The 22,690-nt window shown below is 60.3% G+C and carries 21 protein-coding genes; 3 read left to right on the top strand and 18 right to left on the bottom strand.

The genetic code is table 11. The features are described 5' to 3' along the window. Nucleotides 1-18: 18 nt before the first annotated feature. Nucleotides 19-435: a SufE family protein gene (locus ACWHXT_RS09105; RefSeq protein ID WP_447553027.1), complete on the top strand. Its 417-nt coding sequence runs from the start codon at nucleotides 19-21 to the stop codon at nucleotides 433-435. Here ACWHXT_RS09105 and yidD read toward each other — a convergent pair. The 15 genes from yidD to ACWHXT_RS09030 all read right to left on the bottom strand — a co-directional run bounded on the left by yidD (nucleotide 432) and on the right by ACWHXT_RS09030 (nucleotide 18,798). Beyond that, nucleotides 432-782, bottom strand: coding sequence for a membrane protein insertion efficiency factor YidD (yidD, locus tag ACWHXT_RS09100; protein WP_447958021.1), 351 nt, complete (start codon nucleotides 780-782; stop codon nucleotides 432-434). The two genes, ACWHXT_RS09105 and yidD, sit on opposite strands and share 4 nt — an antisense overlap. A gap of 1 nt (nucleotide 783) precedes the next feature. After that, nucleotides 784-1,248, bottom strand: a complete 465-nt coding sequence (hisI, locus tag ACWHXT_RS09095; RefSeq protein ID WP_447926075.1) for a phosphoribosyl-AMP cyclohydrolase — start codon at nucleotides 1,246-1,248, stop codon at nucleotides 784-786. Between the two features lie 56 nt (nucleotides 1,249-1,304). Next, nucleotides 1,305-1,757, bottom strand: a complete 453-nt coding sequence (locus ACWHXT_RS09090; protein ID WP_447926074.1) for a transcriptional repressor — start codon at nucleotides 1,755-1,757, stop codon at nucleotides 1,305-1,307. A gap of 30 nt (nucleotides 1,758-1,787) precedes the next feature. Continuing rightward, nucleotides 1,788-2,786, bottom strand: coding sequence for an alpha-L-glutamate ligase-like protein (locus tag ACWHXT_RS09085; RefSeq protein WP_447955604.1), 999 nt, complete (start codon nucleotides 2,784-2,786; stop codon nucleotides 1,788-1,790). Further along, nucleotides 2,783-4,306 (bottom strand): inactive transglutaminase family protein, encoded by a 1,524-nt coding sequence (locus tag ACWHXT_RS09080; protein ID WP_447955603.1) that lies wholly within the window; start codon nucleotides 4,304-4,306, stop codon nucleotides 2,783-2,785. Before ACWHXT_RS09080 ends, ACWHXT_RS09085 begins: the two co-directional genes overlap by 4 nt. Before the next feature lie 38 nt (nucleotides 4,307-4,344). Then, the gene (locus ACWHXT_RS09075) at nucleotides 4,345-5,178 is read right to left on the bottom strand and encodes an ATP-dependent zinc protease family protein (RefSeq protein WP_447955602.1); all 834 of its coding nucleotides are present in this window, start codon (nucleotides 5,176-5,178) and stop codon (nucleotides 4,345-4,347) included. A 283-nt stretch (nucleotides 5,179-5,461) separates the two neighbouring features. Further along, nucleotides 5,462-5,857 (bottom strand): ectoine synthase, encoded by a 396-nt coding sequence (locus ACWHXT_RS09070; protein ID WP_447926070.1) that lies wholly within the window; start codon nucleotides 5,855-5,857, stop codon nucleotides 5,462-5,464. Nucleotides 5,858-5,932: 75 nt separating this feature from the next. Continuing rightward, nucleotides 5,933-7,207: a diaminobutyrate--2-oxoglutarate transaminase gene (gene ectB / locus ACWHXT_RS09065; RefSeq protein WP_447955601.1), complete on the bottom strand. Its 1,275-nt coding sequence runs from the start codon at nucleotides 7,205-7,207 to the stop codon at nucleotides 5,933-5,935. Between the two features lie 105 nt (nucleotides 7,208-7,312). Next, a complete protein-coding gene (ectA, locus tag ACWHXT_RS09060; protein WP_447926068.1) occupies nucleotides 7,313-7,894 on the bottom strand; it encodes a diaminobutyrate acetyltransferase in 582 nt (193 codons plus the stop codon). Between the two features lie 238 nt (nucleotides 7,895-8,132). Then, nucleotides 8,133-9,515 (bottom strand): glutathione-disulfide reductase, encoded by a 1,383-nt coding sequence (gorA, locus tag ACWHXT_RS09055; protein WP_447957997.1) that lies wholly within the window; start codon nucleotides 9,513-9,515, stop codon nucleotides 8,133-8,135. A gap of 137 nt (nucleotides 9,516-9,652) precedes the next feature. Beyond that, entirely contained in the window at nucleotides 9,653-10,273 is a 621-nt protein-coding gene (gene msrA, locus ACWHXT_RS09050) for a peptide-methionine (S)-S-oxide reductase MsrA (protein WP_447957996.1), read from the bottom strand. A gap of 9 nt (nucleotides 10,274-10,282) precedes the next feature. Continuing rightward, nucleotides 10,283-14,698 (bottom strand): autotransporter assembly complex protein TamB, encoded by a 4,416-nt coding sequence (gene tamB / locus ACWHXT_RS09045; RefSeq protein ID WP_447957995.1) that lies wholly within the window; start codon nucleotides 14,696-14,698, stop codon nucleotides 10,283-10,285. 9 nt (nucleotides 14,699-14,707) lie between these two features. Continuing rightward, on the bottom strand, nucleotides 14,708-16,558 hold the full coding sequence (gene tamA / locus ACWHXT_RS09040) for an autotransporter assembly complex protein TamA (protein WP_447957994.1): 1,851 nt from the start codon (nucleotides 16,556-16,558) through the stop codon (nucleotides 14,708-14,710). Between the two features lie 119 nt (nucleotides 16,559-16,677). Beyond that, nucleotides 16,678-17,499 (bottom strand): hypothetical protein, encoded by an 822-nt coding sequence (locus tag ACWHXT_RS09035; protein WP_447957993.1) that lies wholly within the window; start codon nucleotides 17,497-17,499, stop codon nucleotides 16,678-16,680. Nucleotides 17,500-17,508: 9 nt separating this feature from the next. Continuing rightward, on the bottom strand, nucleotides 17,509-18,798 hold the full coding sequence (locus tag ACWHXT_RS09030; RefSeq protein WP_447957992.1) for a nucleotide sugar dehydrogenase: 1,290 nt from the start codon (nucleotides 18,796-18,798) through the stop codon (nucleotides 17,509-17,511). A 212-nt stretch (nucleotides 18,799-19,010) separates the two neighbouring features. On the opposite strand from ACWHXT_RS09030, the gene ubiG reads away from it, so the two are divergent. Then, nucleotides 19,011-19,754 carry a bifunctional 2-polyprenyl-6-hydroxyphenol methylase/3-demethylubiquinol 3-O-methyltransferase UbiG gene (ubiG, locus tag ACWHXT_RS09025; protein ID WP_447957991.1) on the top strand — a complete coding sequence of 248 codons (744 nt, stop codon included), beginning with the start codon at nucleotides 19,011-19,013 and terminating at the stop codon, nucleotides 19,752-19,754. Continuing rightward, on the top strand, nucleotides 19,755-20,459 hold the full coding sequence (locus ACWHXT_RS09020; protein ID WP_447957990.1) for an HAD family hydrolase: 705 nt from the start codon (nucleotides 19,755-19,757) through the stop codon (nucleotides 20,457-20,459). 27 nt (nucleotides 20,460-20,486) lie between these two features. Here ACWHXT_RS09020 and ACWHXT_RS09015 read toward each other — a convergent pair whose 3' ends face one another. Genes ACWHXT_RS09015 through pal form a run of 3 tightly spaced genes read right to left on the bottom strand, consistent with a single transcriptional unit; the run spans nucleotide 20,487 to nucleotide 22,682 of the window. Then, on the bottom strand, nucleotides 20,487-21,248 hold the full coding sequence (locus ACWHXT_RS09015) for a YciK family oxidoreductase (RefSeq protein ID WP_447926059.1): 762 nt from the start codon (nucleotides 21,246-21,248) through the stop codon (nucleotides 20,487-20,489). A 20-nt stretch (nucleotides 21,249-21,268) separates the two neighbouring features. After that, a complete protein-coding gene (gene ybgF / locus ACWHXT_RS09010; RefSeq protein ID WP_447957989.1) occupies nucleotides 21,269-22,090 on the bottom strand; it encodes a tol-pal system protein YbgF in 822 nt (273 codons plus the stop codon). Nucleotides 22,091-22,133: 43 nt separating this feature from the next. Beyond that, nucleotides 22,134-22,682 carry a peptidoglycan-associated lipoprotein Pal gene (gene pal, locus ACWHXT_RS09005; protein ID WP_447896128.1) on the bottom strand — a complete coding sequence of 183 codons (549 nt, stop codon included), beginning with the start codon at nucleotides 22,680-22,682 and terminating at the stop codon, nucleotides 22,134-22,136. Nucleotides 22,683-22,690: the final 8 nt, after the last annotated feature.

Here is a 22,690-nt window from a genome sequence, read left to right as displayed (position 1 = left end):
GACGTCCAAGGAGGCATCATGAGCACGCCCGGCCCCGAGCTCGCCCAGCAAGAGCTGGTTGAAGAGTTTGAGATGTTCGATAACTGGATGGACCGGTATCAGTACATCATCGATATGGGAAAGCAGCTCCCTGAATTTCCTGGCGAATGGCAAACCGAGCAGTACAAGATCCAGGGGTGTCAGTCGAACGTATGGATGAACCACGAGGTCGATGGCGAAAAGCTGGTGTTCAAGGCGACCTCGGACGCTGCCATCGTCTCGGGTTTGATCGGCATGCTGCTGCGCATCTACAGCGAGCGTACGCCCGCAGAGATCACCGCGACCCAGCCGCACTTTCTTCAGGACCTGGGGCTGGATAAACACTTGTCACCCACGCGCAGCAACGGCCTGCACGCGATGCTCGAGCGTATCTATCAGGTTGCGCAAAGCGGCTAGGCTTTGTTCTTACCGTTCGGCTTCTTGTCGTGGCCGGCGCAGGCGTCTTTACCTTCGTTGCGCTGGTCCGCCTCGTGCAAGGCTTCGCTTCGCCCGCCAGGAACCGGGTCCATGCCACCCGGGTGGCCGGGGTGGCACTTGCTGATGCGTTTGATCGCCATCCAGCCGCCCTTGAACGGGCCATGAACCTTTATGGCTTCAACGGTATAGGAAGAGCAGCTTGGCCAAAAGCGGCAGCGCGGGCCGAGCAGGGGGCTCAACGTTACCTGATACACTTTGACCAAACCGATCAAGACCGCCCCCAGCGCCCTGGTCAGCGCGATTTTAAGGGCGCGTAAAGCGGGCACGTTATTGGGCGTAGAGGGTGGCCGGGTCAATCAGCGCTTCGCTGGTGATCGCGGCGTTTTGGGCGTCGATTGCGATATAAAAGCAGCTTTTACGCCCGGTGTGGCACGCAGGGCCGGTTTGATCGACCTGAAGAAGTAGCGTGTCGCCGTCGCAATCGAAGGCGGCGGACACCAGCGCTTGCTGCTGGCCGGAGCTTTCACCCTTGCGCCAGAGTTTTTTGCGCGAGCGCGAGTAGTAGCATACGCGCGTCGTTTTTAACGTCTCTTCCAACGCTTCACGGTTCATCCAGGCCATCATCAACACTTCTTTGGTGTCGTGCTGCTGGGCAATGGCCGGTATCAGCCCTTCGTCATTGAATTTGGCCGCGTCCAAAAGCGCTGGCGTCTCGGGCAGCGTGTCTTCGCCCGTAGCGGCTTCGATCGCTTTAAAGAGCTCATTGGGCGGGATCTGGTCAAAACGGGACATAAATACTCGTATTAAGTGAATGCATTCAGGCGCGAGCCGTTTGACTCGGGGGAGGGCTAATCGATGCGCTGCTCTTTTCGGCACGCCGCGCAAAGGCCCTGAAGTTCGATGGTTTGGCGTTCTACGTTGAAGCCCTTTTGGCTTGCAAGCTCTGCCAGTTCGTCGCTAACCGCATCCAGGTGCAGCTCCTCGACGTGGCCGCATTGTCGGCAAATCAGCAGTTGGAAGCCGTGGGTATGTTCCGGGCAGGCGCAGGCAATATAGGCGTTTTGTGACTCGATACGGTGAACGAAGCCTTCGGTAATCAAAAACTCCAGCGCCCGGTAAACGGTGGGTGGGCGGGCCGCGGCGTGTTCGCTCGAGAGTTGGTCGAGCAAATCGTAGGCTTTCAAGCCGCCGCCGTTGTCCGCGATCATTTCGAGCACGCGCTTGCGAATAGGCGTAAAACGCACTCCCCGCGTAATGCACTGTGATTCCGCCTGCTGCAGTAGCGTACTGGTTTTCATCATCAACGACTCGGTTAACGTAACACGCCTAGTTTACGCGCTCGCCGTCTTCGTGTCAGGGGAGGCGGTAAGCTCGCTTTGCCGGGCAAAGTGGTGCTGGGCAAAGGCTACGCGCTCCTGGGCGCCCACACCTTCAGGTTGGCGTTCGATCAAATCGAGCCGCCGGCGCAACCCCTCGCCGTTGGTCATTTGAATGGCGAGGCCCGGGCGGGCATTGAGCTCCAAAAGCATCGGGCCGTGTACTCGGTCGAGCACCATGTCGGTGCCCAGATAGCCAAGCCCGGTCATTTCATAGCAGCCGGCGGCCAGGTTCAAAAGGGTGTCCCACTGAGGCACCACCAGGCTTGCCAAATCATGGCCGGTATCCGGGTGGCGGTAGCAGGGGCGGTCGAACTGCACGCCACGAAGCGCCTCGCCACTGGCAATGTTGAGCCCCACGCCGACCGCCCCCTGGTGAAGGTTGGCTTTACCATCCGAGGCCGCGGTAGACAGGCGCATCATGGCCATGACCGGGTAGCCTTTGAAGACGATGACGCGGATATCCGGTACGCCTTCGTAGGTGTAGGCCATCAGGCTCTCGTCGAAGTTGATCAGCGTTTCGATCACCGCGACGTCCGGCGAGCCACCCAGCGAATAGAGCCCGGAGAGGATATTGGACACGTGACGCTCGACATCGGTCAGCGTCAGGTGGGCGCCGCTGGGTTTGATGAAGGCATTCTCTTCGACGTTCTCGATCACCAGAATGCCTTTGCCACCGCTGCCCTTGGCGGGCTTGATGACGAAGCCTTTGTGGCCGGTCAGCATCGCACCGATATGCTTGACCCCGAACTGGGTGCCTACCGTGCCGATCAGCGCTGGCGTGGTGATGTTATAGCGCTGGGCCAACAACTTGGTTTGGAGCTTGTCGTCCACCAGCGGATAGAGCTTGCGCGAGTTGTACCGGCCAATATAGCGGATATTGCGCCGGTTCATCCCGATGATGCCCTTGCTCTGCAGGTTTTTGGGCCAGGTCCAATCCTTTAACCAGTTCATGACGGCTTCTCGTCATCGATAATGGGCTTGAAGCGGCGAAGCTCCAGCAGGCGGTAACCGGTGTAGTTGCCCAGCAGCAAAATGAACGCCATCAGAATCAGCTGCACACCGAGGAAATTGAAGGTGATGTGGCGAATCCACGGGTTGTTCATGGCCAGGTACGCCAGTACCGCGGTGACCAAACTGCCGCCCCCCTGAATCAATACTTCCTTGGGGCCTTCCTCTTCCCAGAGAATCGACATGCGCTCGATCGTCCAGGCCAAAATGATCATCGGGAAGAAAGTGACGGTAAGCCCGGCACTAAGCCCCATACGGTAGGCAAGTACGGTGAAGGCGGCAATGATGGCGATGACCGTGATGATCACCGCCGACACTCGCGCTACCAACAGTAAATTCAAATACGACAGATAGTTACGAATCACCAGGCCGACGGCAACGATCAGCAAGAAGCCGATGAGACCGGTCAGCAGCGTGGTCTGGATGAACGCCAGGGCGATCAGTACCGGCATGAAGGTACCGGAGGTTTTAACGCCGATGAACACGCGCAGCAGCACGACCACCAACGCACCAATGGGGATCAGCAAAATGGTCTGGAACAGTGCCTGCTCTTCCAGCGGCAGGCTGTGAATCGAGAAATTCAGCAGCGTATTGTCCGAGCGGTGATTGCGCACGGCCGCCGAGGCGGGCTGATTGTGGGTCAACATCGCGAAGCTGACCTGGGAGTTGGTGCCACCCAGCACTTCGAGCACCGCGCGGCCGCCGGTTTCCCACAGCAGCAGGTTGTCCGGCCGGCCACGCTCGCCGGTAACCGGGTTGAAAATCGCCCACTGATCACCGGGCTCGTCGAAGACCTGAATCCAGCTAGACAGCGACTGACGCCGACGGGCGTCTTCGAGCAATAAGCCGCTGACTTCCCGCGCCTGGACACCGGCCTGGTTCAAAAGGCGCACGATAAGCGCCGAAGGCTCTTCCTGGGTTAGCAGCAGACGCGCGTTCTCCGCCTGGCGTTCGCCGTTGATGTCCAGGATGAGCTCGCGGGCGAAGGTCGCGTTATCGGCACTGCGCGCCCAGGCGCGTTCGATGATCTGTTCGGCGGCCGACTCGTAGGGTGACTCCCAGGGGGTAGGCGTCGAAAGCCCCGGCGGAGTCTGGATCGGCGCGTGGGCATCCGGTGATACCAGCATCTGTACCGAGTAGTAAAGCTGCTGGCTACCGGCGGCGTTGCGAATCGTCCACTGCGCCTGGCGGCCCAGCTCGTCGGCGCTATAGGCAAGCCCATAGCCGGATGACGCGGTGTTTTCGGTCAGTACGCGGTATCCCGCCTGGTGGGAAGGCAGCGCAAGGTCGACCTGAACCGGGCCGTTTTGGGCGTTGAAGGTGATGACCGCTTCGATTTCCCATACCTGGCGCTGTTCGCCGGGCACCCAGGGAATTTCGAACTGGACGTGGCGGTGAACGCTGGCAGCGATCCCCGCAATCAATAAAAAACCCACGATCAAATAGAAGGGCAAGCGTGACATGAAGATTCCTTTCAGCGAAAAGCGACAGGGTAGAGCGGTTACTCTTCGGTATCGTCCTGATCATCAGCTACTTCATCGTCAGCTGCCTGGTCTGCAGGCTCGCCGCCGGGAAATTCGGGCCGATCGTGAATGTAGGACTGCGCCACGTCGATAGTGGCAATATCCATCATGAAGCGTCGTCCCAAAAGCACCGGAAAATCCAGATGCGACCGATCGTTTAGCGTGAATTCGACGTTTTCGCGAATCGGCCCCAGGGTCAACAGCAGCGAGATGACCGGGCGCGACTCTTCACCGGAGGCTTGAACGATGCGGACCCGGCGCTGAATAGGTGCTTCGATCCACTCGTCGCGTATCTGCTCGACGGCTACGTCTTCCTCGTTGAGCGCCAGTTTGAAACGCACCCAGTTTTCGCCATCGCGCTCGAACCGTGTGATATCCGAGGCGGAAAGCGACGAGGTGCTGGCTCCCGAGTCGATACGGGCCTGCAGGTAGGTACCGATCATGGGAAAGCCTACCCATTCACTGCGTCCCAAAAGCGTTTTATCGCTTTGAGTCTGCTCGATCTCACACTCTTCGCGAACGATCAGGGGTTCTTCACCGCGAGCTTCGATATCCGCCACGTCGCGCTGCAGTACGCGCAACAGATTGCCCACTTCGTGCATGTTGGAGACCAGGGTTTGGTGCTGGCTGATCTGCTCGGTTTGCAGCGAACGGGTGTCGCACTGCTGAACGAGTGTCGATTCGAGCTCCTGAATGCGCGAGTCAAACGAAGCCTGGCTCAGCGGCGGGGGCTCGTTTGGCTCTGGCTGGTTCACTGCACAGCCTGCCAAAAGCAGCGGCGTAGCCATCAACCAGATAAGTGTTGGGCGCATAAAATGGGAATTCCTTGCCGATCAAGAGGGGGGAATAATATGAATAAGTACGCTGCCTTGTCCAATAAGGTGGCGGTTTTTTATTAACTCAAGATATCTGATTTAACATAATATATATTATACGAACTAAAGGGCACGGTTTTCTTTACGGGCGTCTAGCGTTGAGCTTCTTCTATCTCTTTTCCAAATAGCCCGCTTCAAGGCATGCCAATAAAAAGGACAGCCCTTATCGGGCTGCCCTTTGAACGACTGCGTTGGCCGTATCGATCCGGTCGCTACCAGATCACTCTTCTGCCGGCGCGTAAGATCCATCTTCACGATGGACTTCCTTGCCGGTAAGCGGCGGTGTAAACACACAGGCCACGGTCATGCCTTTTTCCTTGCCGCGCAGCAGGTGTTCGTCGTGCTGATCCAGCATGTAGACATCACCCGCTTTGATCGGCCAGATCTTGCCATCGGCGATGGTTTCCACTTCGCCTTCGCCTTCGTAGCAGAAAACGGCTTCGTAGTGGTTCTTGTAATGGATATGGGTTTCGGTGCCCGGGAAAATACGGGTGATGTGAAACGAGAAGCCGGCCTTGTCGCTGGCCAGTATCAAGCGCGTGCTGTCCCAGTTACCGTTCTCCGCCGTTACCAGGCGGTCTGTCTTGCGGGCTTCTTCCAGGTTGCGAACGATCATCGATGTGCTCCTTATGAGGTGGCCGTGTTTGGCCACCGTAACAGTCTTGGGCGTGGCTTAACGGGGTCTACCGCGTTACTTTTTTTCGTTGATCACTGCTTCGACACATTTTTCGAGAATATCCAGACCCGCAATGAGGTCTTCATCGCTAATGGTCAGCGGGCAGAGACATTTGACGACTTCACCGCCCTGGCCGCTGGTTTCGATGATCAGGCCGTGCTCGAACGCCTTGGCGGTAATTTCATCGGCAATATCGCCGGAAACCACATCAATACCGCGCATTAGTCCGCGGCCGCGCTCGGTGGCCGGCATGCCACTGTCAGACAAGCGCTTGGCCAGCTTCTGGAAGCGCTCTTCGACGATGCGTCCTTTGCGCTGGACATCACGCTCGAAGGTATCGTTGGACCAGTACTTTTTAAGCGCCGCCGTCGCCGTGACCATGGCGAGGTTGAAACCACGGAAAGTACCGTTGTACTGACCCGGTTTCCACTGGTCGAGCTCCGGGCGCATCAATACGTGAGCAAACGGTAGACCGAAACCAGAAAGCGACTTGGAGTTCGTCACCATATCGGGTTTGATACCCGCATGTTCGAAGCTAAAGAACTTGCCGGTCCGCCCGCAGCCTGCCTGAATATCGTCGATGATCAGGAGAATATCGTTGGCCTGGCAGATGCTTTCCAAACGCTTGAGCCAATCGAGGCCCGCCACGTTGATACCGCCCTCGCCTTGCACGGTTTCGACGATGACCGCCGCCGGGATATCCAACCCACCGGATTTATCGCCCAGAAGCTTCTCGAAGTAATCCAGCGTGTCGGCGTGCTCGCCCATGTAGCCATCGTAGGGCAAGAAACTTGCGCCCAGGGTGGGGATGCCGCCGGTCGCTTCGCGGAATTTGCGGTTACCGGTCGTGGCAAGCGCGCCCATGGTGACGCCGTGAAAGCCGTTGGTGAAGGTCACGATGTTGTGGCGGCCCTTGGCAACGCGGGCCAAGCGGATCGCTGCCTCGACGGCGTTGGTGCCCGTGGGGCCTGGCAGGTGTACTTTGTAGTCGAGCCCGCGCGGCTTGAAAATCAGCTCGTTCAGCGTATCGAAGTAGTCGCGCTTGGCGGCCGTCCACATATCCAGGCCATGCACCACGCCATCCGACGAAAGATAGTCGATCATCGCTTCCTTGAGGTGGGCATTGTTGTGACCGTAATTGAGCGTACCGGCACCGGCGAGGAAATCGATGTATTCGCGCCCTTCTTCATCGGTCAAACGCGCATTTTTCGCCTTGGTGAACACCACCGGGAACGAGCGCGAATAGGTACGCACATTGGATTCCATACGTTCGAGCGTTTGGGTCTGCATGTTGACCTCCCTTTCAGAGAATGACCTGTCTCAGAACCTTGAGACGGCTAAATGAATTTTCAAGGGCTTACTCGAGCAATCGAGTAACGGCTAAGCGATCTCCAGTTAAACGATATTGTCGGTTTGAAACGGCCCGATACGTACGAGGTTTTCCGGGTCGTGTTCGCCACCGAGCTGCTCGGTCGAAAAGTATTCACGGCTATTGAGCGGTGCCTGCCAGCGTGCGGCCAGGCGCCGGAAAAGCCCCCAGGACGCCAGATTGTCCGGGGTGATCGTGGTTTCCATGTGGTGTACAGCGCCCAGATCCTCGCGGGACATGATCGCTTCGATCAGCCGCCGGGCAAGACCGGTACCGCGGGCTTTTTCACCCACTGCCACCTGCCATAGAAAGAACGTGTCCGGGGCGTTGTCCTTGACGTAACCCGAGACGAAACCCACGATTTCGCCCTCTTCATTGGTGGCGACCGCGCAGGTGTCACGAAACTGGGTCGCCAGCAAAAGGTAAGCGTAAGCGGAATTCACATCGAGCGGCGGGCAGGCTTTGACCAGCTCATAAATACCCCAGCCGTCGTCGGCGTTGGGCTTGCGAATGTAGAGCGGCATCTGCTCGCTCCCCACTACCGCATCGGCCACGGTGGGTCTGGCAAGGTCGAAAGAAGGCGTAAAAGATGTTGAAGGCATGCTCATGGTGTTACTTCGCCGTTGCGAATTCGGGCTCTACTATAACAGCGAATTATTAATAACTCAAAATGCATATTATGCTTTTCTCCCTGTTTGATAATTTTTAATTATATATGGCGCGATTATGCAGACGTTGCCCATAAGAGCTGGCCGTTAAAAGCTTAGTCCAACTTCAAAAAAGTGGTAAAAAAAAGCGAGCTTTCGCTCGCTTTGATTGACTGACGTTTCATTGAGGTATTGGACGTTACGTGCGCGACGGTGTACGCATGGTGACAAGCTCTTCCGAGCCCGTGGGGTGAACCCCCAGGGTACGGTCGAAATCCTTCTTGGTGAGCCCGGCGCGCACCGCAATGCCCACGTTCTGGATCAGCTCGCCTGCATCTTCGCCTACGATATGGGCGCCGACCACGACGTCGCTTGCGTCGTCCACGACCAGCTTCATCAGCATGCGCTCGTCGCTTCCTGACAGCGTATGTTTCATGGGTTTGAAATCCGTGCGATACACGCGGATATGGGCAAAGCGCTCCCGAGCGGCCTCTTCGGTCAACCCTACGGTACCGATATTGGGATGGCAGAACACCGCAGTGGGCACGTGCTCGTAGTCCAAAGGCTCGGGGGTCGAGTCGCTAAAGTGGATCTCGGCAATCTGCATCGCCTCGGCAATGGCGACCGGGGTCAGCTCCGGGCTATCGATCAAATCCCCTAGCGCCAATACTGATGGCACGTTGGTCTCAAAGCGCTCGTTGACCGTGATTTTGCCACTTTCATTGAGCGCGATACCCAATTTATCGAGGCCCAGGCCTTCGATATTGGCATTGCGCCCGGTGGCGGCCAGCACGGTATCGACGATGAGTGTCTCGCCGGTGGTCAGGCTGACCTTGAGGCCATCCTCTTGTTTGTCGATACGCTCGATATTGGCAGAGAAATGTAGATTGACGCCCTTCTTCTTCATCTCGTCGCGAGTAAATTCGCGCACTTCGTTATCGAAGCCGCGCAAGAAGAGCTCTTGGCGATAGATTAGATGCGTCTCGCTGCCCAACCCGTTGAAGATACTCGCGAATTCAACGGCGATATAGCCGCCGCCGAGCACCAGAAAGCGCTGAGGAAACGTGTCGAGGTCGAACACCTCGTTGGAGGTTATCGTATGCTCGCTTCCCGGGAAATCCGGCACCCAGGGCCAGCCGCCGGTGGCCACCAGGATCTTTTTGGCGCTGACCAGGCTATCGCCCTTGGCCGAGCCAAGCGAGACGGTATGGGCATCGACGACCGAGGCCCGGGCGTTATAGAGGGTCACGCCGGCGTTTTCGAGCAGGCGCTGGTAAATACCGTTGAGCCGCTTGATCTCGCTGGACTTATTGTCGCGAAGCGTCGGCCAATCAAAGGTGGGCGTTACCGGTAAGTGCCAGCCGTAGCCGGCTGCATCGTCGAAGCTATCGCGAAAGTGCGAGGCGTAGGCGTAGAGCTTTTTGGGAACACAACCCACGTTGACGCAGGTGCCGCCCAGGTAGCGGTCTTCGGCAATCGCCACCCGGGCACCCTGGGCGGCGGCGGTGCGCGCCGCGCGTACACCGCCGGAACCGGCGCCGATGACCAACAGGTCGTAATCGAACTCAGCCTGCGCTGACATAGGGACTCCTTGCTACTTGACTGTATAACGAAATTTGACGGTATAACGAAAGCCGCCCGCTCAAAGGGAGTCTGAGCGAGCGGTTAAAGCGTCGTTTGAAGGGGGTGAGCCCTTAACGGTCGAACGATGAAGCCAGCTTAGCCAATGGCGCAGGTTACGCCAGTACCTTTCAGCCCGCAGTAGCCTCCCGGGTTTTTATCCAGGTACTGCTGATGATAGCCCTCGGCGTAGTAGAACGTGTCCAGCGGCCTAATCTCGGTGGTGATTTCGCCCTTGCCGTGTTCGTCGAGCGCGGCTTGAAACGCCTCGGCGCTTTGACGCGCCTGCTCGAGCTGGGCCTCGCTGGTCGTGAAGATCGCCGAGCGATACTGGCTACCGATATCATTGCCCTGGCGGTTGCCCTGGGTCGGGTCGTGCCCTTCCCAGAAGATCTGCAGCAACGTGGCAAGTGTCACTTTGGCCGGGTCATAAACCACGCGCACGACCTCGGTGTGGCCGGTGCGCCCGGTGCAGGTTTCATCGTACGTGGGGTTTGGCGTCTCGCCGCCGGCGTAGCCTGCGGCGGTGACGAATACGCCGGGGGTTTGCCAAAACAGACGCTCTACCCCCCAAAAGCAGCCCATACCCAGCACGATTTCATCGTACCCTTCGGGAAACGGCGCCTTGATCGACTGGCCGTTGACGGCGTGAACATCGCTTGTCTCGAGCGGCTGATCACGGCCTGGCAGTGATGTCGAAGTTCTGGAAAAAAGTGTCATGGCCACCTCTTATTGCCGTGGGAATATGCTGGGCGAGCCCTGGCGCGAGAAGGTGTAGATCAGATCCACCGCCTGACTCGTACCGGTAACCGCCTGTACGTAAAGATTACGCCAAAGCGTATAGCGTAGCGTTAGTTCCGCAATCGGCGAGAAAATTCCCACGCCGTAGCTAATGCGGAGGTCGTCGGTGAGCTGGCCGCTCAGGGCGACCTGGCTGTCGTCGCCGGCCCCGGTGGTGTCGAGTGCCAGATCGTTGATGCCGAAGGCTTCACCAATCGAGCCGACTGCGCCACCGGTACGCCCAAGCGACATACCGATGAGCGCAGTGGTCAAGGCGCTGTCGACGCCGCCACCGGAAGAATCCGGCGCCCGCCCACGCAGTACGTAGGAGAGCGCGCTGCTTTCCGGCATGGCAGGCTCCGAGAAGATCGCGACATTGGGCTCGTCGGCGGTGCCGGTGACTCTAAGCCCGGCGATCACGTCGTCCTGGGTCACATCCGGGTTACGAATCGCTTCGAAATCGAGCACCGGTTGGCCCGGCGGGCCGCTAAAGATCAACTGGCCGCGGCGAATCAGCAGGTCTTGGCCAAAGGCCTGGAAACGCCCGTCGACCAGGTTCACCTCGCCAAACAGTTGCAGGATGCCGTTATCCTGACGGATTTCGAGGCCGCCGGATAGCCCGGACTCGAGCCCGTAGGCCGCTAGCTGCATATCGCTGCCAAGCGTCAGAGAGATCAGCATATCGAGCTCGATACCGGTCTGGGCGAGTTCGTCGGTCCTGCTGGGCCCTTCGCCGTTGGCGGCTCGAAGCTGGGCAATGCGCTCGGCTTCGCGGTCCTGGCGCTCGGTAATGATGATTTCATCGCCGCTTGGGCTAATGGCGGAGGCCGGCAGTCGGCCGATTTCCAGTCGCGCCCAGGGGATGTCCACGTTACCGCGTATCTGAAGAAGCTCCGGGTTGATGCGAATACGAATATCCGGCGCGGCCTCCAGACGGCCGAACTGGGGAAGCACCACCAGTAACGGCTCCTGAACCGCGTTTAGATCGATGCCCATGCGCCACTGCTCGTCCTCGGGCCAGTAGGCATCGCCGGTGATATTGAGCCGGCCCCGCTCGGCGGCGACGAAACCGTCGATGGAGCCCTGACCGCCGTCGAAGCGCAGGGCCAGCTCGCCATCCACGATATCCAGCGGGATATCCGGGCCGCGCGCCCGAACGCCCCGCAGCGCAAGGGTGCCCTGGAGATCCGGCTGAGCCGTGGTACCGCCGATTTGAACGCTGCCGTTCAGGTCACCCTGTAACTGGTCGAGCTGCGCGACCATCGGTAGGTAAGGCTCGAGCGAGACGTTGCTGGCGCGCAGCTCGCCGTTGAGCCCGCCCTGGCCGATCGGGTCGTTAACGGTAAGGTCGAGGGCGAGCCGGCCGGCTTCTGAAAGCGAAAGCACGACGTTTGCGTTAGCCAGCGACTGGTTGGCCTCTATCTGGGCGTCCAGGTCGATGACCGGCAGCTGAACCGGCTGGCCAAAGTCGTTGATCGCGGTAATGGCCAGCTCGCTCAACAGTTCGACATTCGCCTGCCAGCGCGCCCCACCCTGACGCCAGGAAAGACCCAGGTCCGCCGTCGTGTCACCTTCAAGACGCCAGTCGTCGGGCAAGAACGGCTCGAGCATTTCCATGGGAACTTCGCGCACGGTCAAGGCGGCCTGGCCTTGATCCGCCGAGGCATTGATCGTCTCCGTGGAACAGACCAGTCCGCCTTCCAGCCGGCGCAAGCAGAACGGGGTTAGCCGCGCCTGGCCGTTGGCCAGGTTGTAGCGCACATCGAGCGGGCTCTCGAGGCGGATGTTGCCGGCCTCGGAGTCGATCTCGAGCGGTGTTACTTGCGCCTGGTAGCGCTGGTCTGCCTGATCGAAGCGCCCTGCCAGGCGCAGCTGGGCGCGGCTCATGATCGCGCCGTCGCCGCCTTGTGCATCGAAGGCCAGCGTATGTTGAGAAAGCCGCCCGTCCAGGGCCAGGTTTAGGCGCTCGAAGGTTTGGCCGCCGGCGATTACCCGGTCGAGCGCTAAATCGACGTCCAGACGCGGGTCGTCGATACCGGTGACATCGGCGTTGAGCGTCAACCGCTCGACGGCGTTGTCGGCAAAGCGCAGGCCCTCACCGGTTAGCGCGGCGTTGAGGCGTGGCTCGTTGAGGCTACCCCGCGCCTGGATATCGCCGGTCAACCGGCCGGCAAGTTCCGGATGCAGGGTTTGCAGCTGGGTGAGCGCAATGTCCGCATCCAGCGAAAGCGCCTGCTGGCTTGCCTGGCCCTGGGCGGTAAGACGGTTCTCGCCCTGGGTAAAGAGCAGCTCGTCGATATCGACTTCCAGGTCCGTATTGGCGGTCAGCGCGGCTTGCAGCGTCAGTGGATACTCCTGGAGTTCGCCGCCGATCGAGAGTTCGGGCAGGTCGATCAGCCAGCGGCTGCCCTGCTGAAGCACGCCCAGTTCGATATCTCCATCGAGCGAGCCGTTGAGGTCATCGACGAAGTGCGAGGGGTCGAAGTTATCCAGCCGAATCCGCGTATCCAGCGCAATGGCGTCGGCCCAACTGACCCGCCCCTGGCTTGCCAACCGGCTTTCATCGATTCGAAGGGCAAGGGATGACCAGCTAAAAGAGCCGGTATCGCCACTGCCTTCTACGTTCAGCGATAAAAGCGGCACCTCCGGCCCCTGGCCGTCCACATCCAACGCTAGTGTGTAAGCGTTGATGTCACCCTCGGCACGCATGTCCATATTCTGCACGACCCAGGGGGCAGTGTCGGCGTTTTCCGGGGCGATCAGGGGCCACTGTAGCCGTTCGCTTTGAAGCCGAGCGGTAAACGGGTAGTTCGCCTCCTCGATATCGATGCGTGCCTCGAGACGGGTATCCTCGATTCCATCGGCGTCGAGCACTACCGTGAACGCCTCCAGGTCGCCGTTGGCGTGCAGATCCAGATTCTGTACGACGATAGGGTCGGTTTCGGCGTTGTCTGCACCGATCAGCGGCCATTGGAACCGCTCGCTTCGTAGACGCAGGTCGAACGGATACGTCGGATCGTCAAGATCGACACGCGCTTCGAGCCTGGTGTCCTCGATACCGTCGGCGTCGAGCACCACTGTGAACGCTTCCAGGTTACCGCTGGCGCGAAGATCCAGGTTCTCCACCGTCAAGGGCTCGGCGTCGCTGTCTGCCGACGGCGTGGGTGGCCACTGCAATTGCTCGGTTTGCAGGCGCACATCGAAGGGAAAGCGTGGGTCGAGTACGTCCACGCTTGCATCGAGTACGACATTGACCAGCCCTTCGGTGTCGAGCTCGCCGCTTAGTTCGGCAAGCGAGCCGGACAGTGAAAGCGACAGCGTATTACCGCTAAGCTCGGGAAAGCGTTCGGGCAGGTAAAGCGTGGTGTCCAGGTTTAGATCGAGGGGATAGCTTTCCGCCAGGCGGATAGTGCCCGCAAGATCGACTTCGGCGTCCGGGGTGAGCACGTAGAAGGTATCGATCGCGACATCGTGTTCGACCACCGAGCCCACGAGCGTGAGCCGCTCGACCTGGTAGTCGAAGGCGCCTTCGAGGGCGAAGTCGTTGATGGCGAGTTCTTCGACGATGACATCGATGGGGAGCGTGATATCGGGCAGCTGCGTTCGCCCTTGTTCGCTCACCAGCACCCCGCCGCCTTCGTCTTCGGTTGCCTCTCGTTCATCCCGGGGCGCGTGAACGGCGATCGCCCCGTCGATGCCGGTGGCCTCGAGCGGTGTGTCGGTATTCTGGGTGAGCCGCACGCCTTGGGTCGGGGGCAAATAGACGCGAGGCTGGTTTAGCTCGGTCGGCGCCAAACGCACGCTTTGTCCTTCGGCGATGGTGGCGCTGGTCAATGACGCCAGCGTGATACGCGTGCCATCCCCCAACGTCACCGCGGTGTCATTCAGCACCAGTTCGCGAAGTTCAATGGGAAAAGGCAGCGTAATGCGCAGCGGCTGCTGGTTCTCTTGCGGCGGCGTTTCATCGTCACTCGCGCCGATACGGATATCCGCCCCGTCGGCGCGCAGCGTGTCGATACATAGCCGCCCGGACAGCAGGCAGTCGTCCGCCCAGCGAAGTTCCAGGTCATCGATGGCGACCCGGGTCGCGCCGATGTTCAGGCGAAAGCCTTGCAGTGTGAATTCGTCGAGCAGCTCCCCGGACTGCGACTCGAAGCTGATATAGCCGCGCTTCTCCGCCTGGGAGAAAATCTGCGCCGTGCCCCAGGGAGAAAGCGCCGTCCCCAAAATCAGCGCGACCAGGCCAAAAAGCCACAGCGGCACGAGGATTAGAAGCCGGATCAGGCTCCAAATGGCCAAGCGGGTGCGGGTTCTAGAAGAGAGCCGCTTTTTGCTGCGCGGCTTTTTCTTTGCGACGTCTGCCAAAATGCGCTCCTAGAACTCGGGGCCGATAGAGAAGTGTAAGCGGTAATCGTTGTCGTCATCGTCGAAGGGATGCGCGACGTCAAAACGAATGGGGCCGACCGGCGATACCCAGCGAACGCCCAGGCCCGCCCCGGTTTTCAGGTCGTCGGCTTCCCAGTCGTCGAAGGCGTTGCCGTTATCGACGAAGGCAGCGCCCCACCAGTTGCCGGTCGCCCGGCGCTGGTACTCGAGCGTCGAGCTCAGCATTTGCTGGCCCCCGCGTAGCAGCCCGTCTTCACTGCGCGGCGCCAGGCTCTCGTAGGAGTAGCCGCGCACGCTGCGGTCGCCGCCGGCAAAAAAGCGCAGCGAGGGCGGGATTTTGTCGAAGTCGTCGGTTTCGGTAGCGCCCACGCTGAGTCGCGCTATGAAGCGGTTGTCCGCATTGAGGGTACGGATCCACTCGGTATCACCGGTCACGCGGGCAAAGCGAGCGTCCGACCCCCAGGCGGTATCCGAGTACTCCACCGAGAGCTGCTGGCGGTCGCCCCAAAGCGGGAATCGCTCGGGCCGGGTGCGCGTACGTGACCATTGAATGCCGGGATAGTAAAGCCAGACCTCGTCGGAGAGCCCGCCCTGGGTAAAGTCTTCGTAGGTGGTACGCAAGTAAAGTGTCTGAACCCACCGGTTTTCGAACTCCCAGCGCCGGGCGAACTCGATGGTGCCTTCGATCGACTGGGTGTCATTATCGTCACGGTTACGGATCCCGTACTGGAGCCGGTAGTTGTCGCGAATCGGGTCTTCCAGGGGGATGTTATACACCCCGGTAAAGCGCTGATCCGACCCGGAGATGTAAAGGTCGTGGTTCAGGCTGTGGCCCAGGCTATTGATCCAGGGTTGCTGCCAGCCAAAACGCAGCCTGGGACCGACATCGGTGGCATAACCAATACCGGTTTCGAACTGGTGGCGGTCGGCAGGCTCGACGGTTACGTCGATCGGCAGGCGGTTATTGCCCGGCTGGCCAAGGCTTAGTGCACTCGCGAACGCCGCGCTGGAAAGCCGCGGGCGCTGGGGCTGGGAGGCGGTGGCCGAGTCGAACCAGGGCGACCCGCCGCCGCTTGGTGCAATCACCAGCTCCTGGGCGGTTTGCAGCCGTGGGCGCACGGTGACCGAGCTAAACCAGCGGGTTTCCCCCAGCCGCTGGCTATAACGAGCCACGGATTCCGCCAGATAAGGGTCGCCGGTCTCGAAGCCGCGCATCTGACGCAGCCGGTCGGGCTGGATATGGCTGCCCACGATGACGGTATTGCCGAACTGATAGCGTGGCCCGCTATCGAAATCCATGTAGAGTCGCGCGCTTTCAAGGTAAGGGCGAACTTCCATACGCCGGTCGGTAAAGCCCCAGTCGAAGTAGCCGCGCTCGATCGCAAGGCCCGAGAAATCGGAGCTTAGTTCGTCCCAGGGGGCGTGATTGAGCACGTCGCCTTCGCTGAGCGGAAAGGCGTCCAGCGCCGCCTGAAACGTCGGGTCGTCCTTGGCTTCGCCCTGGATATCGATCGACAGGGTGTCGATGCGTACCGCCGGGCCCGGCTCGATTCGTACCCTCACCGGGGTTTGATCGACGTCGACGTTGATCTCGGATTCGTAGTAGCCAAAAACCCGCAGGGCTTCCTGGGCGCGCTGACGGATCTCGCCTTCCAGGCGCACGTCGGTATAGCGCTCTTCGTCGATGTTTTGCAGGTAAGCGTCAACGTTCTCTTGTACCGGCCCGGTGACGCCGCTAATGGCGGCTTCTACCGCGCGCGCCATGGGGCTAAGCGTCAAAAACGGCGTTGCTGCCAACAGCGCGACGGGGATGGCCAATCGCTGACGGTATCGTTGCATGTGTGTCCTTTCCTAACCCAGGCCAGCGAAATAGCGTGAGGCGATAGAGTACGTGTAGACGATAGAGTACGTGTAAGCGATATAGTACTTGTAAGAGATATAGTACGTCGCGCGCCGAATTATCGCAGCATTTCCATTTGAGCACTAAACGCCAGCTGCGCCTGGCGCACCTGACGCACATCGCTCTCCAATGCGCTAATGCGCTCGCTTAGTTCTGCCGTCGCGCTATCGAGTGCTTGTTGATCGATACCCGTTTCATTGTTTTGAGGCCTTTGTGATAGTTCGGCCACCTGTTCGTCGAAGTCGCTACGCCACTGGCTGAACTGGTTCTCAATCGAGGTGCGCTCCCGGGCGAGCTGCTCTTCAAGTGCTGCGATGCGCTCGGCGGTACTCTGGTCGAGGTAAGCCACCTCTTCAACCAGATTTCGACGGCCGGCGGTTCCCGCCTGCTCCAGAGCGCCAAGCGAGGTGCGAATGGCGTCCAACTGGCGGTCGTTAAGGTCGGCGGCCTCGCGAAGCTGATCGAGGTCTGTGCGTAGGTCGTCCAGCGACTCGACCGAGGCCAACTCTTCGCCGTCGGTCAGTACACCGTAAAGCTCTTCCCGGGTGTTGCTCAGCCGCAGGGCAAGCTGTTCCTGCTCCTGGAACAGCGTGGTCATCTGCGCCTGCATGTAGGTGACCGTATCGACGACGTCGACATCGCCGGACTCGAGCCGCGCGTGCAGGTTGGAAACCTCCCCGCTTACTCGGCTAAGCTCGCCCGATAGACGCTCCCGCTCGAACCAAAGCCCTGCTGCAAGCGCCCCCAGCAGCGCGATCACTAGCAGCAGCATGAGCCACAAAGGCCAGATGGTTGGCCCGCGGCGGTGGCGCAGGTGCTGCGCGCTCAAGCTTTGGTCCACATCGGGCACGATGCGTTGGGACGAGGTGGCGTCAGACATGAAATATCCTCAAAGAGTCGTTGGGTCGGCACGACGACCAATCCCTCTATAGCGTAGGCCACAGCTGGCTACGAAGGCAGGGTCGAAAATGTTGCGCCCATCCAATACCAATTTAGCGTTGAGCAACGAGGCTAAGCGATGCCAGTCCGGGTTCCAATAGATTTTCCACTCGGTGACCAGCATCAGCGCATCTGCGCCCTCGCAGGCCAGGTAAGGGTCGCCGGTGTAAAGCGTCAGGTCCTCGCGCTCGCCCAAAAGCGTTGCAAGCGCCGGGGTGGCTGCCGGGTCGTGGAGTTTCACCTTGACCCCCTGGGCCAACAGCGCTTCCAGCAGTGTAAGGACCGGCGCGTGATCGATGCGCGCGGTGCCGGGCTTGAACGCCGCGCCCCAGATCGCGACAGTTTTGCCGGTCAGCTCGCCTTCGAAAAACGTCCAGAGCTTTCTGAACAGCGTCTCTTTTTTCTGCTCGTTGATGTCGACGACCTGCTCTAAAAGCGCCGAGTAGCGCCCGCTTTGCGACTGGACATCGGCCAGGCGCATCAAGTCCCGGGAAAAGTTCGGGCCGCCAAAACCGCACCCCGGGTACAGGTATTCAAAGCCGATGCGCGTGTCGGCGCCCATACCCTGGCGCACGTGCTCGACATCCACTCCTAACGTATCGGCAAGCCCGGCGATTTCATTCATGTAGCTGATGCGCGTGGCCAGCATGCCGTTAATGGCGAGCTTGGTTAGCTCCGCGGCACGCCGAGGCATGAGCTGGAAAACGTCGCGGCGGCGGTTGAACGCGCGCAGAAGTTCGCGGATGACCTGCTCGCCCTGGGCGTCGTCGCAGCCCAATAGCCAGCGTGTGGGGCGCGTAAAGGACTCCCAGGCGCGCCCTTCTTCCAGCGTATCCGGGAGGGCCACGCTCGAATGCTGCTCGCCCATCAAGGCGTGCAGCCGCTCGGTGTCGCCCACCGGAAAGGTGGAGTTATTCACCAGCACCACCCGCGGCACCTGAAACGTTAACGCGTCGATCAAGGTGTCCGCCGCCTGGCGCTGGTTGGGCGAAAGAGCCAGCCAGATCACCTCCGTGGCGTCGGCATCGTCCAACTGGTCGATGATACGCAAGGTACCCTGGTCGAGCGCCTGGCTGATATGCGCCATGAGCTCGGGCTCGCGGCGTAGCCAGTCGCGCTCGGAAACCGCCTCCCAGGGAGAGTCTTCGTGGAGCAGCCAATCGACCCGGTGGCCTACGAAGGCCAGCGCCGCAGCCGCCGTCGCAGCGCTGAGCTCACTGCCGTGGAGTAATACGCGCATTAGGTACGCTCCCAACGCAATCGCCGGATAAACAGGGCTTTTTGAGTCATGACGCGTTCCTTTTCATGCGCTTCGCTCCTGGAGTGGTTAGAATGTAATAATACAAAACCCGGGGGTGGATGCCACCTTGTTGCCTAATCTAACCCGCTGGAACGATCTGGCCGTTAGGCGGCCCGGTAAATCTCGCGCTGACACGATAAGGAAGTGACCCCATGCAAGCGACCTCTCAGGATAGCACTGCTGATCGCTATAAAGGTAACGTCGATCAAGCGGAAGTGGCGAAATTTGAAGCACTTGCCAGCCAGTGGTGGGACGACCAAGGCGAGTTCAAGCCGCTGCACGAGATCAACCCGCTGCGCCTGGATTTCATCGACGCCCGGGCCGGGCTTGCCGGGAAGAAAGTGCTGGATGTGGGCTGCGGCGGCGGCATCTTGAGCGAGTCCATGGCGCGCCGCGGCGCTCAGGTGACCGGCATCGACCTGGGCGAGGCGCCGCTGGGCGTTGCCCGGGTCCATGCCGAGCACCATAACGTCGAGCTCGACTATCGCAATATAAGCGTTGAAAGCCTGGCCGAGGAGTCGCCGGGCGCCTTCGATGTGGTCACCTGCATGGAAATGCTCGAGCACGTCCCGGACCCGGCCTCGGTCATTCGTGCATGCTGCAAGCTGGTACGCCCGGGCGGTTACGTTTTCTTTTCGACGATCAACCGCACGCCCAAAGCCTACGCGTTTGCGATTGTGGGCGCGGAGTACGTACTGAATCTTTTGCCCCGGGGCACCCACGACTACGCTAAATTCATTCGCCCTTCTGAAATGGCCGGCTGGGCGCGTGAGGCGGGACTCGAGGTGCGTGAGCAAACCGGACTGACCTACAATCCGCTTACCCGCCGCTACAAGCTGGTAGCCCAGGACGTCTCGGTCAACTACATGATGTACTGCCGCAAAGTGAGCCAATAAATGGCGTATTCGACCCTTGATGCGCCCGCCGCTAGCGCCACGCGTGAGCTTCCCGCGCCCAAGGCGGTGCTGTTTGATCTCGACGGCACGCTGGTCGATACCGCCCCGGATCTGGCGAACGCGACCAACGCGTTAAGGCAGCACCACGGCCTGGCGCCCCTGCCCTTCGATCAGATCCGCCGGGAAGTCTCCAACGGCGGCAGCGCCCTGGTGACGCTGGCCATTGGTCTTGAAGCCAATGCCGACGGCCACGCCAGCGCCCGCCAGTACCTGCTGGATGCCTACGAGCAGGCGGTAGCGGTGCATAGCCAGGTCTTTAGCCCGCTGGATCGGTGGCTGATCGACTGGCACGCCAACGAAAGACTCTGGGGGATCGTGACCAATAAGCCGCGCCGCTACACGCTGCCGCTACTCGAGGCGCTGGCGCTGGAGCCGGGTGCGCTTTTGTGCGCCGACGACTTGAGTGTCAAAAAGCCCAAGCCCGAGCCGCTTTGGGAGGCCGCGCGGCGCCTGAATATCGCCCCAGGAGAGTGCTGGTACGTGGGCGATCATCGCCGCGATATCGAGGCGGCGAAAGCGGCAGGCATGACGGCCATTGCGGTGGGGTATGGGTATATCAGCGAGCAGGACGACTATCGTACCTGGCCCGCCGATGTCTGGTTCGAGACCTGCGAGGCGCTGGTCGAGCGCCTTCTCACGTTCTAGCAGGCAGAGAACGAACCCTTTCGGAGTTTAAGCCCGGGGCGGCTGCGCGTCGATTTTTTGCCCCGTGACACCGCGGCTGTCCGGGCCCATCAGCCAAAGGTAGGTGGGCATGATCTGTTCCGGCGTACGCAGCGTAGTGGGGTCTTCCTGGGGGTAGGCGCCTTCACGCATCGCGGTGCGCGTGGCGCCCGGGTTTAGCGTATTGACGCGCAGGTGCGCGCGCTCCTGGAACTCGTCGGCCAAAAGCTCCATGAAGCCTTCCGTGGCAAACTTGGAAACGCTATAAGCGCCCCACTGCGCCCGGCCTTTACGGCCCACGCTAGAGGACGTGAAAATCAGCGAGGCATCCTCGGCGCTATCCAGCAGCGGCAAGAGTGCCTGGGTCATCCAGATGGGGCCATTGATGTTGACCTGCATCACCTGTTCCCAAAGCTCGGGATCGTACTCTTCGAAAGGCGTAATCGTTCCCAGAAGCCCGGCGTTGTGTAAAACGCCGTCCAGCCGACCAAACTCTTTATCCAACCGCCTGGCCATATCGTCGAAATCTTCGAGGGTTGCGCCCTCGATATTGAGCGGAAAAATCGCCGGCTGGGGGCTGCCCTGCGCCTCGATTTCATCGTACACGCGTTCGAGCTTCTCGAGCGTGCGGCCCAGCAGAATAACGGTGGCGCCGTGCTGGGCGTAGCTCAACGCCGCGACCCGGCCGATCCCATCGCCGGCACCGGTGACCAAAATGACCCGGTCCTTCAATAGTTCAGGCTGGGGCTGATAGTCGATCTTGCAGGTCATGCATAACCTCGAGGTGAGTATTATCCGGCGGACTGGCGGAGAAAGTCGTTGGCAAGCCCGGCGGCGCTGCTTTGCGGAAAGTCGTCGCGCACCTGCTCTAGTAGCTCGCGACTGCGCTCGGGCTCGCCCTGGCGGGCCTTGACCAGACCCAGCTTATAAAGCGCGTCCGGCACTTTGTTACTGTTGTCGAAGTCTTCGATAACACGGCTAAAGGCTTCATCCGAGGCGCCGAGTTCGTTTTCGGCGGCGTAGAGTTCGCCAAGCCAGTAGTAGCCGTTGGCCGTCAGGCTGGTATCCGGATGGGCATCGACGAAGGTGTTGAACGCGTCGATCGCTTCGTTAAAGCGGCGCGCCTGAACGTGGGCGAAGGCCGCCTGATAGTCGGCCTGGGCGTCTTCGCTTACGTTGCTGGAGGGGGCGTTGACCACCGCCTCCGCCGCCTCCGGTTCTACTTGCGGCGCGGCCTGCTCCGCGGGCGCCGAGGCTGGCGCGGAGGCCTGCGCCGGTGCGCTCGTTTGCAGGTTCATCAAGCGGTCTTCGATATCGATGTACTGCTGCTGCGACTGCCGGCGCAGCTGCTCCAGCTGATGCCTAAGCTCTTCGACCTGGCCGCGCAGTTGCTGGATTTCCTGCTGGTGCTCCTCGACCTGGTTGAACAACACCAGGTTACCGCCGGAAGCTTCCTGGCGCTGGGTTTGCTGATAGAAGCCGTTGGAACCCGAAGAAATATCCTGAACCAGGGGCTGTTGGGCAAGCGCCGTAAGGGGCAATACGGACAGCGGGAGCGCAATGGCTCCCGCACCGCACAGCCTCTCAAAAAAGCGTTTGAGACTGTGATTCATGTTGACTCCGAAAACGCAGGCGCGCCGTGGCGCGCCGGTACGTCTAGTAGCTAAATACAACGCGACGGTTTTGTGAGTAGGCGCTGTCGCCCTGGCCGCTGGCCGCCGGACGCTCTTCACCGTAGCTCACAACGCTCATCTGAGACGGCGAAACGCCCTGAATGTTCAGAAAACGCTGTACCGCGCGAGCACGGCGCTCACCCAGTGCCATGTTGTATTCCCGCGTGCCGCGCTCATCGGTATGGCCCTGAAGCGTGACGCGCGCGTTCGGGTTGGACTGCAGGTAGCGCGCATGGCCCATTACCACGGATTCGTACTCGCTTTTGATCGTATCGCGGTCGTAATCGAAGTAGATGGTGCGCACTTCGGGGATACGTGAATCGGCCTGCTGGCCGGTACCCGAGCCGCTGGTCGAACCGTACTGACCGGTACCGCTGGTGCCCGTGCCAGAACCGGTGCCCGTACCCGTGGTGCTGCCACTTTGGCTTCCGTAAGCGTCACCGTCCTGGGTGCCGCCGGTGCTGGAACAGCCAGCAACCGCCAGAATGGAGAAAGCGACTGCTAGAGAGCGAGCCAATGGCTTAAGTTGCATAATCAGAC

The sequence above is a fragment of the Vreelandella halophytica genome, from assembly GCF_968193635.1.
The sequence above is the reverse complement of the archived record's forward strand: the minus strand, read 5'-3'. Positions and strand labels throughout refer to the sequence as shown.

What these genes read in the sequence shown, in the direction of transcription:
- msrA (WP_447957996.1), bottom strand. Translation starts at nt 10,273, where the DNA reads ATGACACTTTTTTCCAGAACTTCGACATCACTGCCAGGCCGTGATCAG.
- pal (WP_447896128.1), bottom strand. Translation starts at nt 22,682, where the DNA reads ATGCAACTTAAGCCATTGGCTCGCTCTCTAGCAGTCGCTTTCTCCATT.
- ybgF (WP_447957989.1), bottom strand. Translation starts at nt 22,090, where the DNA reads ATGAATCACAGTCTCAAACGCTTTTTTGAGAGGCTGTGCGGTGCGGGA.
- ACWHXT_RS09080 (WP_447955603.1), bottom strand. Translation starts at nt 4,306, where the DNA reads ATGTCACGCTTGCCCTTCTATTTGATCGTGGGTTTTTTATTGATTGCG.
- hisI (WP_447926075.1), bottom strand. Translation starts at nt 1,248, where the DNA reads ATGTCCCGTTTTGACCAGATCCCGCCCAATGAGCTCTTTAAAGCGATC.
- ACWHXT_RS09035 (WP_447957993.1), bottom strand. Translation starts at nt 17,499, where the DNA reads ATGTCTGACGCCACCTCGTCCCAACGCATCGTGCCCGATGTGGACCAA.
- ACWHXT_RS09020 (WP_447957990.1), top strand. Translation starts at nt 19,755, where the DNA reads ATGGCGTATTCGACCCTTGATGCGCCCGCCGCTAGCGCCACGCGTGAG.
- ACWHXT_RS09015 (WP_447926059.1), bottom strand. Translation starts at nt 21,248, where the DNA reads ATGACCTGCAAGATCGACTATCAGCCCCAGCCTGAACTATTGAAGGAC.
- gorA (WP_447957997.1), bottom strand. Translation starts at nt 9,515, where the DNA reads ATGTCAGCGCAGGCTGAGTTCGATTACGACCTGTTGGTCATCGGCGCC.
- ACWHXT_RS09075 (WP_447955602.1), bottom strand. Translation starts at nt 5,178, where the DNA reads ATGCGCCCAACACTTATCTGGTTGATGGCTACGCCGCTGCTTTTGGCA.
- ectB (WP_447955601.1), bottom strand. Translation starts at nt 7,207, where the DNA reads ATGCAGACCCAAACGCTCGAACGTATGGAATCCAATGTGCGTACCTAT.
- ACWHXT_RS09030 (WP_447957992.1), bottom strand. Translation starts at nt 18,798, where the DNA reads ATGCGCGTATTACTCCACGGCAGTGAGCTCAGCGCTGCGACGGCGGCT.
- ACWHXT_RS09085 (WP_447955604.1), bottom strand. Translation starts at nt 2,786, where the DNA reads ATGAACTGGTTAAAGGATTGGACCTGGCCCAAAAACCTGCAGAGCAAG.
- ACWHXT_RS09105 (WP_447553027.1), top strand. Translation starts at nt 19, where the DNA reads ATGAGCACGCCCGGCCCCGAGCTCGCCCAGCAAGAGCTGGTTGAAGAG.
- ACWHXT_RS09090 (WP_447926074.1), bottom strand. Translation starts at nt 1,757, where the DNA reads ATGATGAAAACCAGTACGCTACTGCAGCAGGCGGAATCACAGTGCATT.
- ubiG (WP_447957991.1), top strand. Translation starts at nt 19,011, where the DNA reads ATGCAAGCGACCTCTCAGGATAGCACTGCTGATCGCTATAAAGGTAAC.
- ectA (WP_447926068.1), bottom strand. Translation starts at nt 7,894, where the DNA reads ATGAGCATGCCTTCAACATCTTTTACGCCTTCTTTCGACCTTGCCAGA.
- tamA (WP_447957994.1), bottom strand. Translation starts at nt 16,558, where the DNA reads ATGCAACGATACCGTCAGCGATTGGCCATCCCCGTCGCGCTGTTGGCA.
- ACWHXT_RS09070 (WP_447926070.1), bottom strand. Translation starts at nt 5,857, where the DNA reads ATGATCGTTCGCAACCTGGAAGAAGCCCGCAAGACAGACCGCCTGGTA.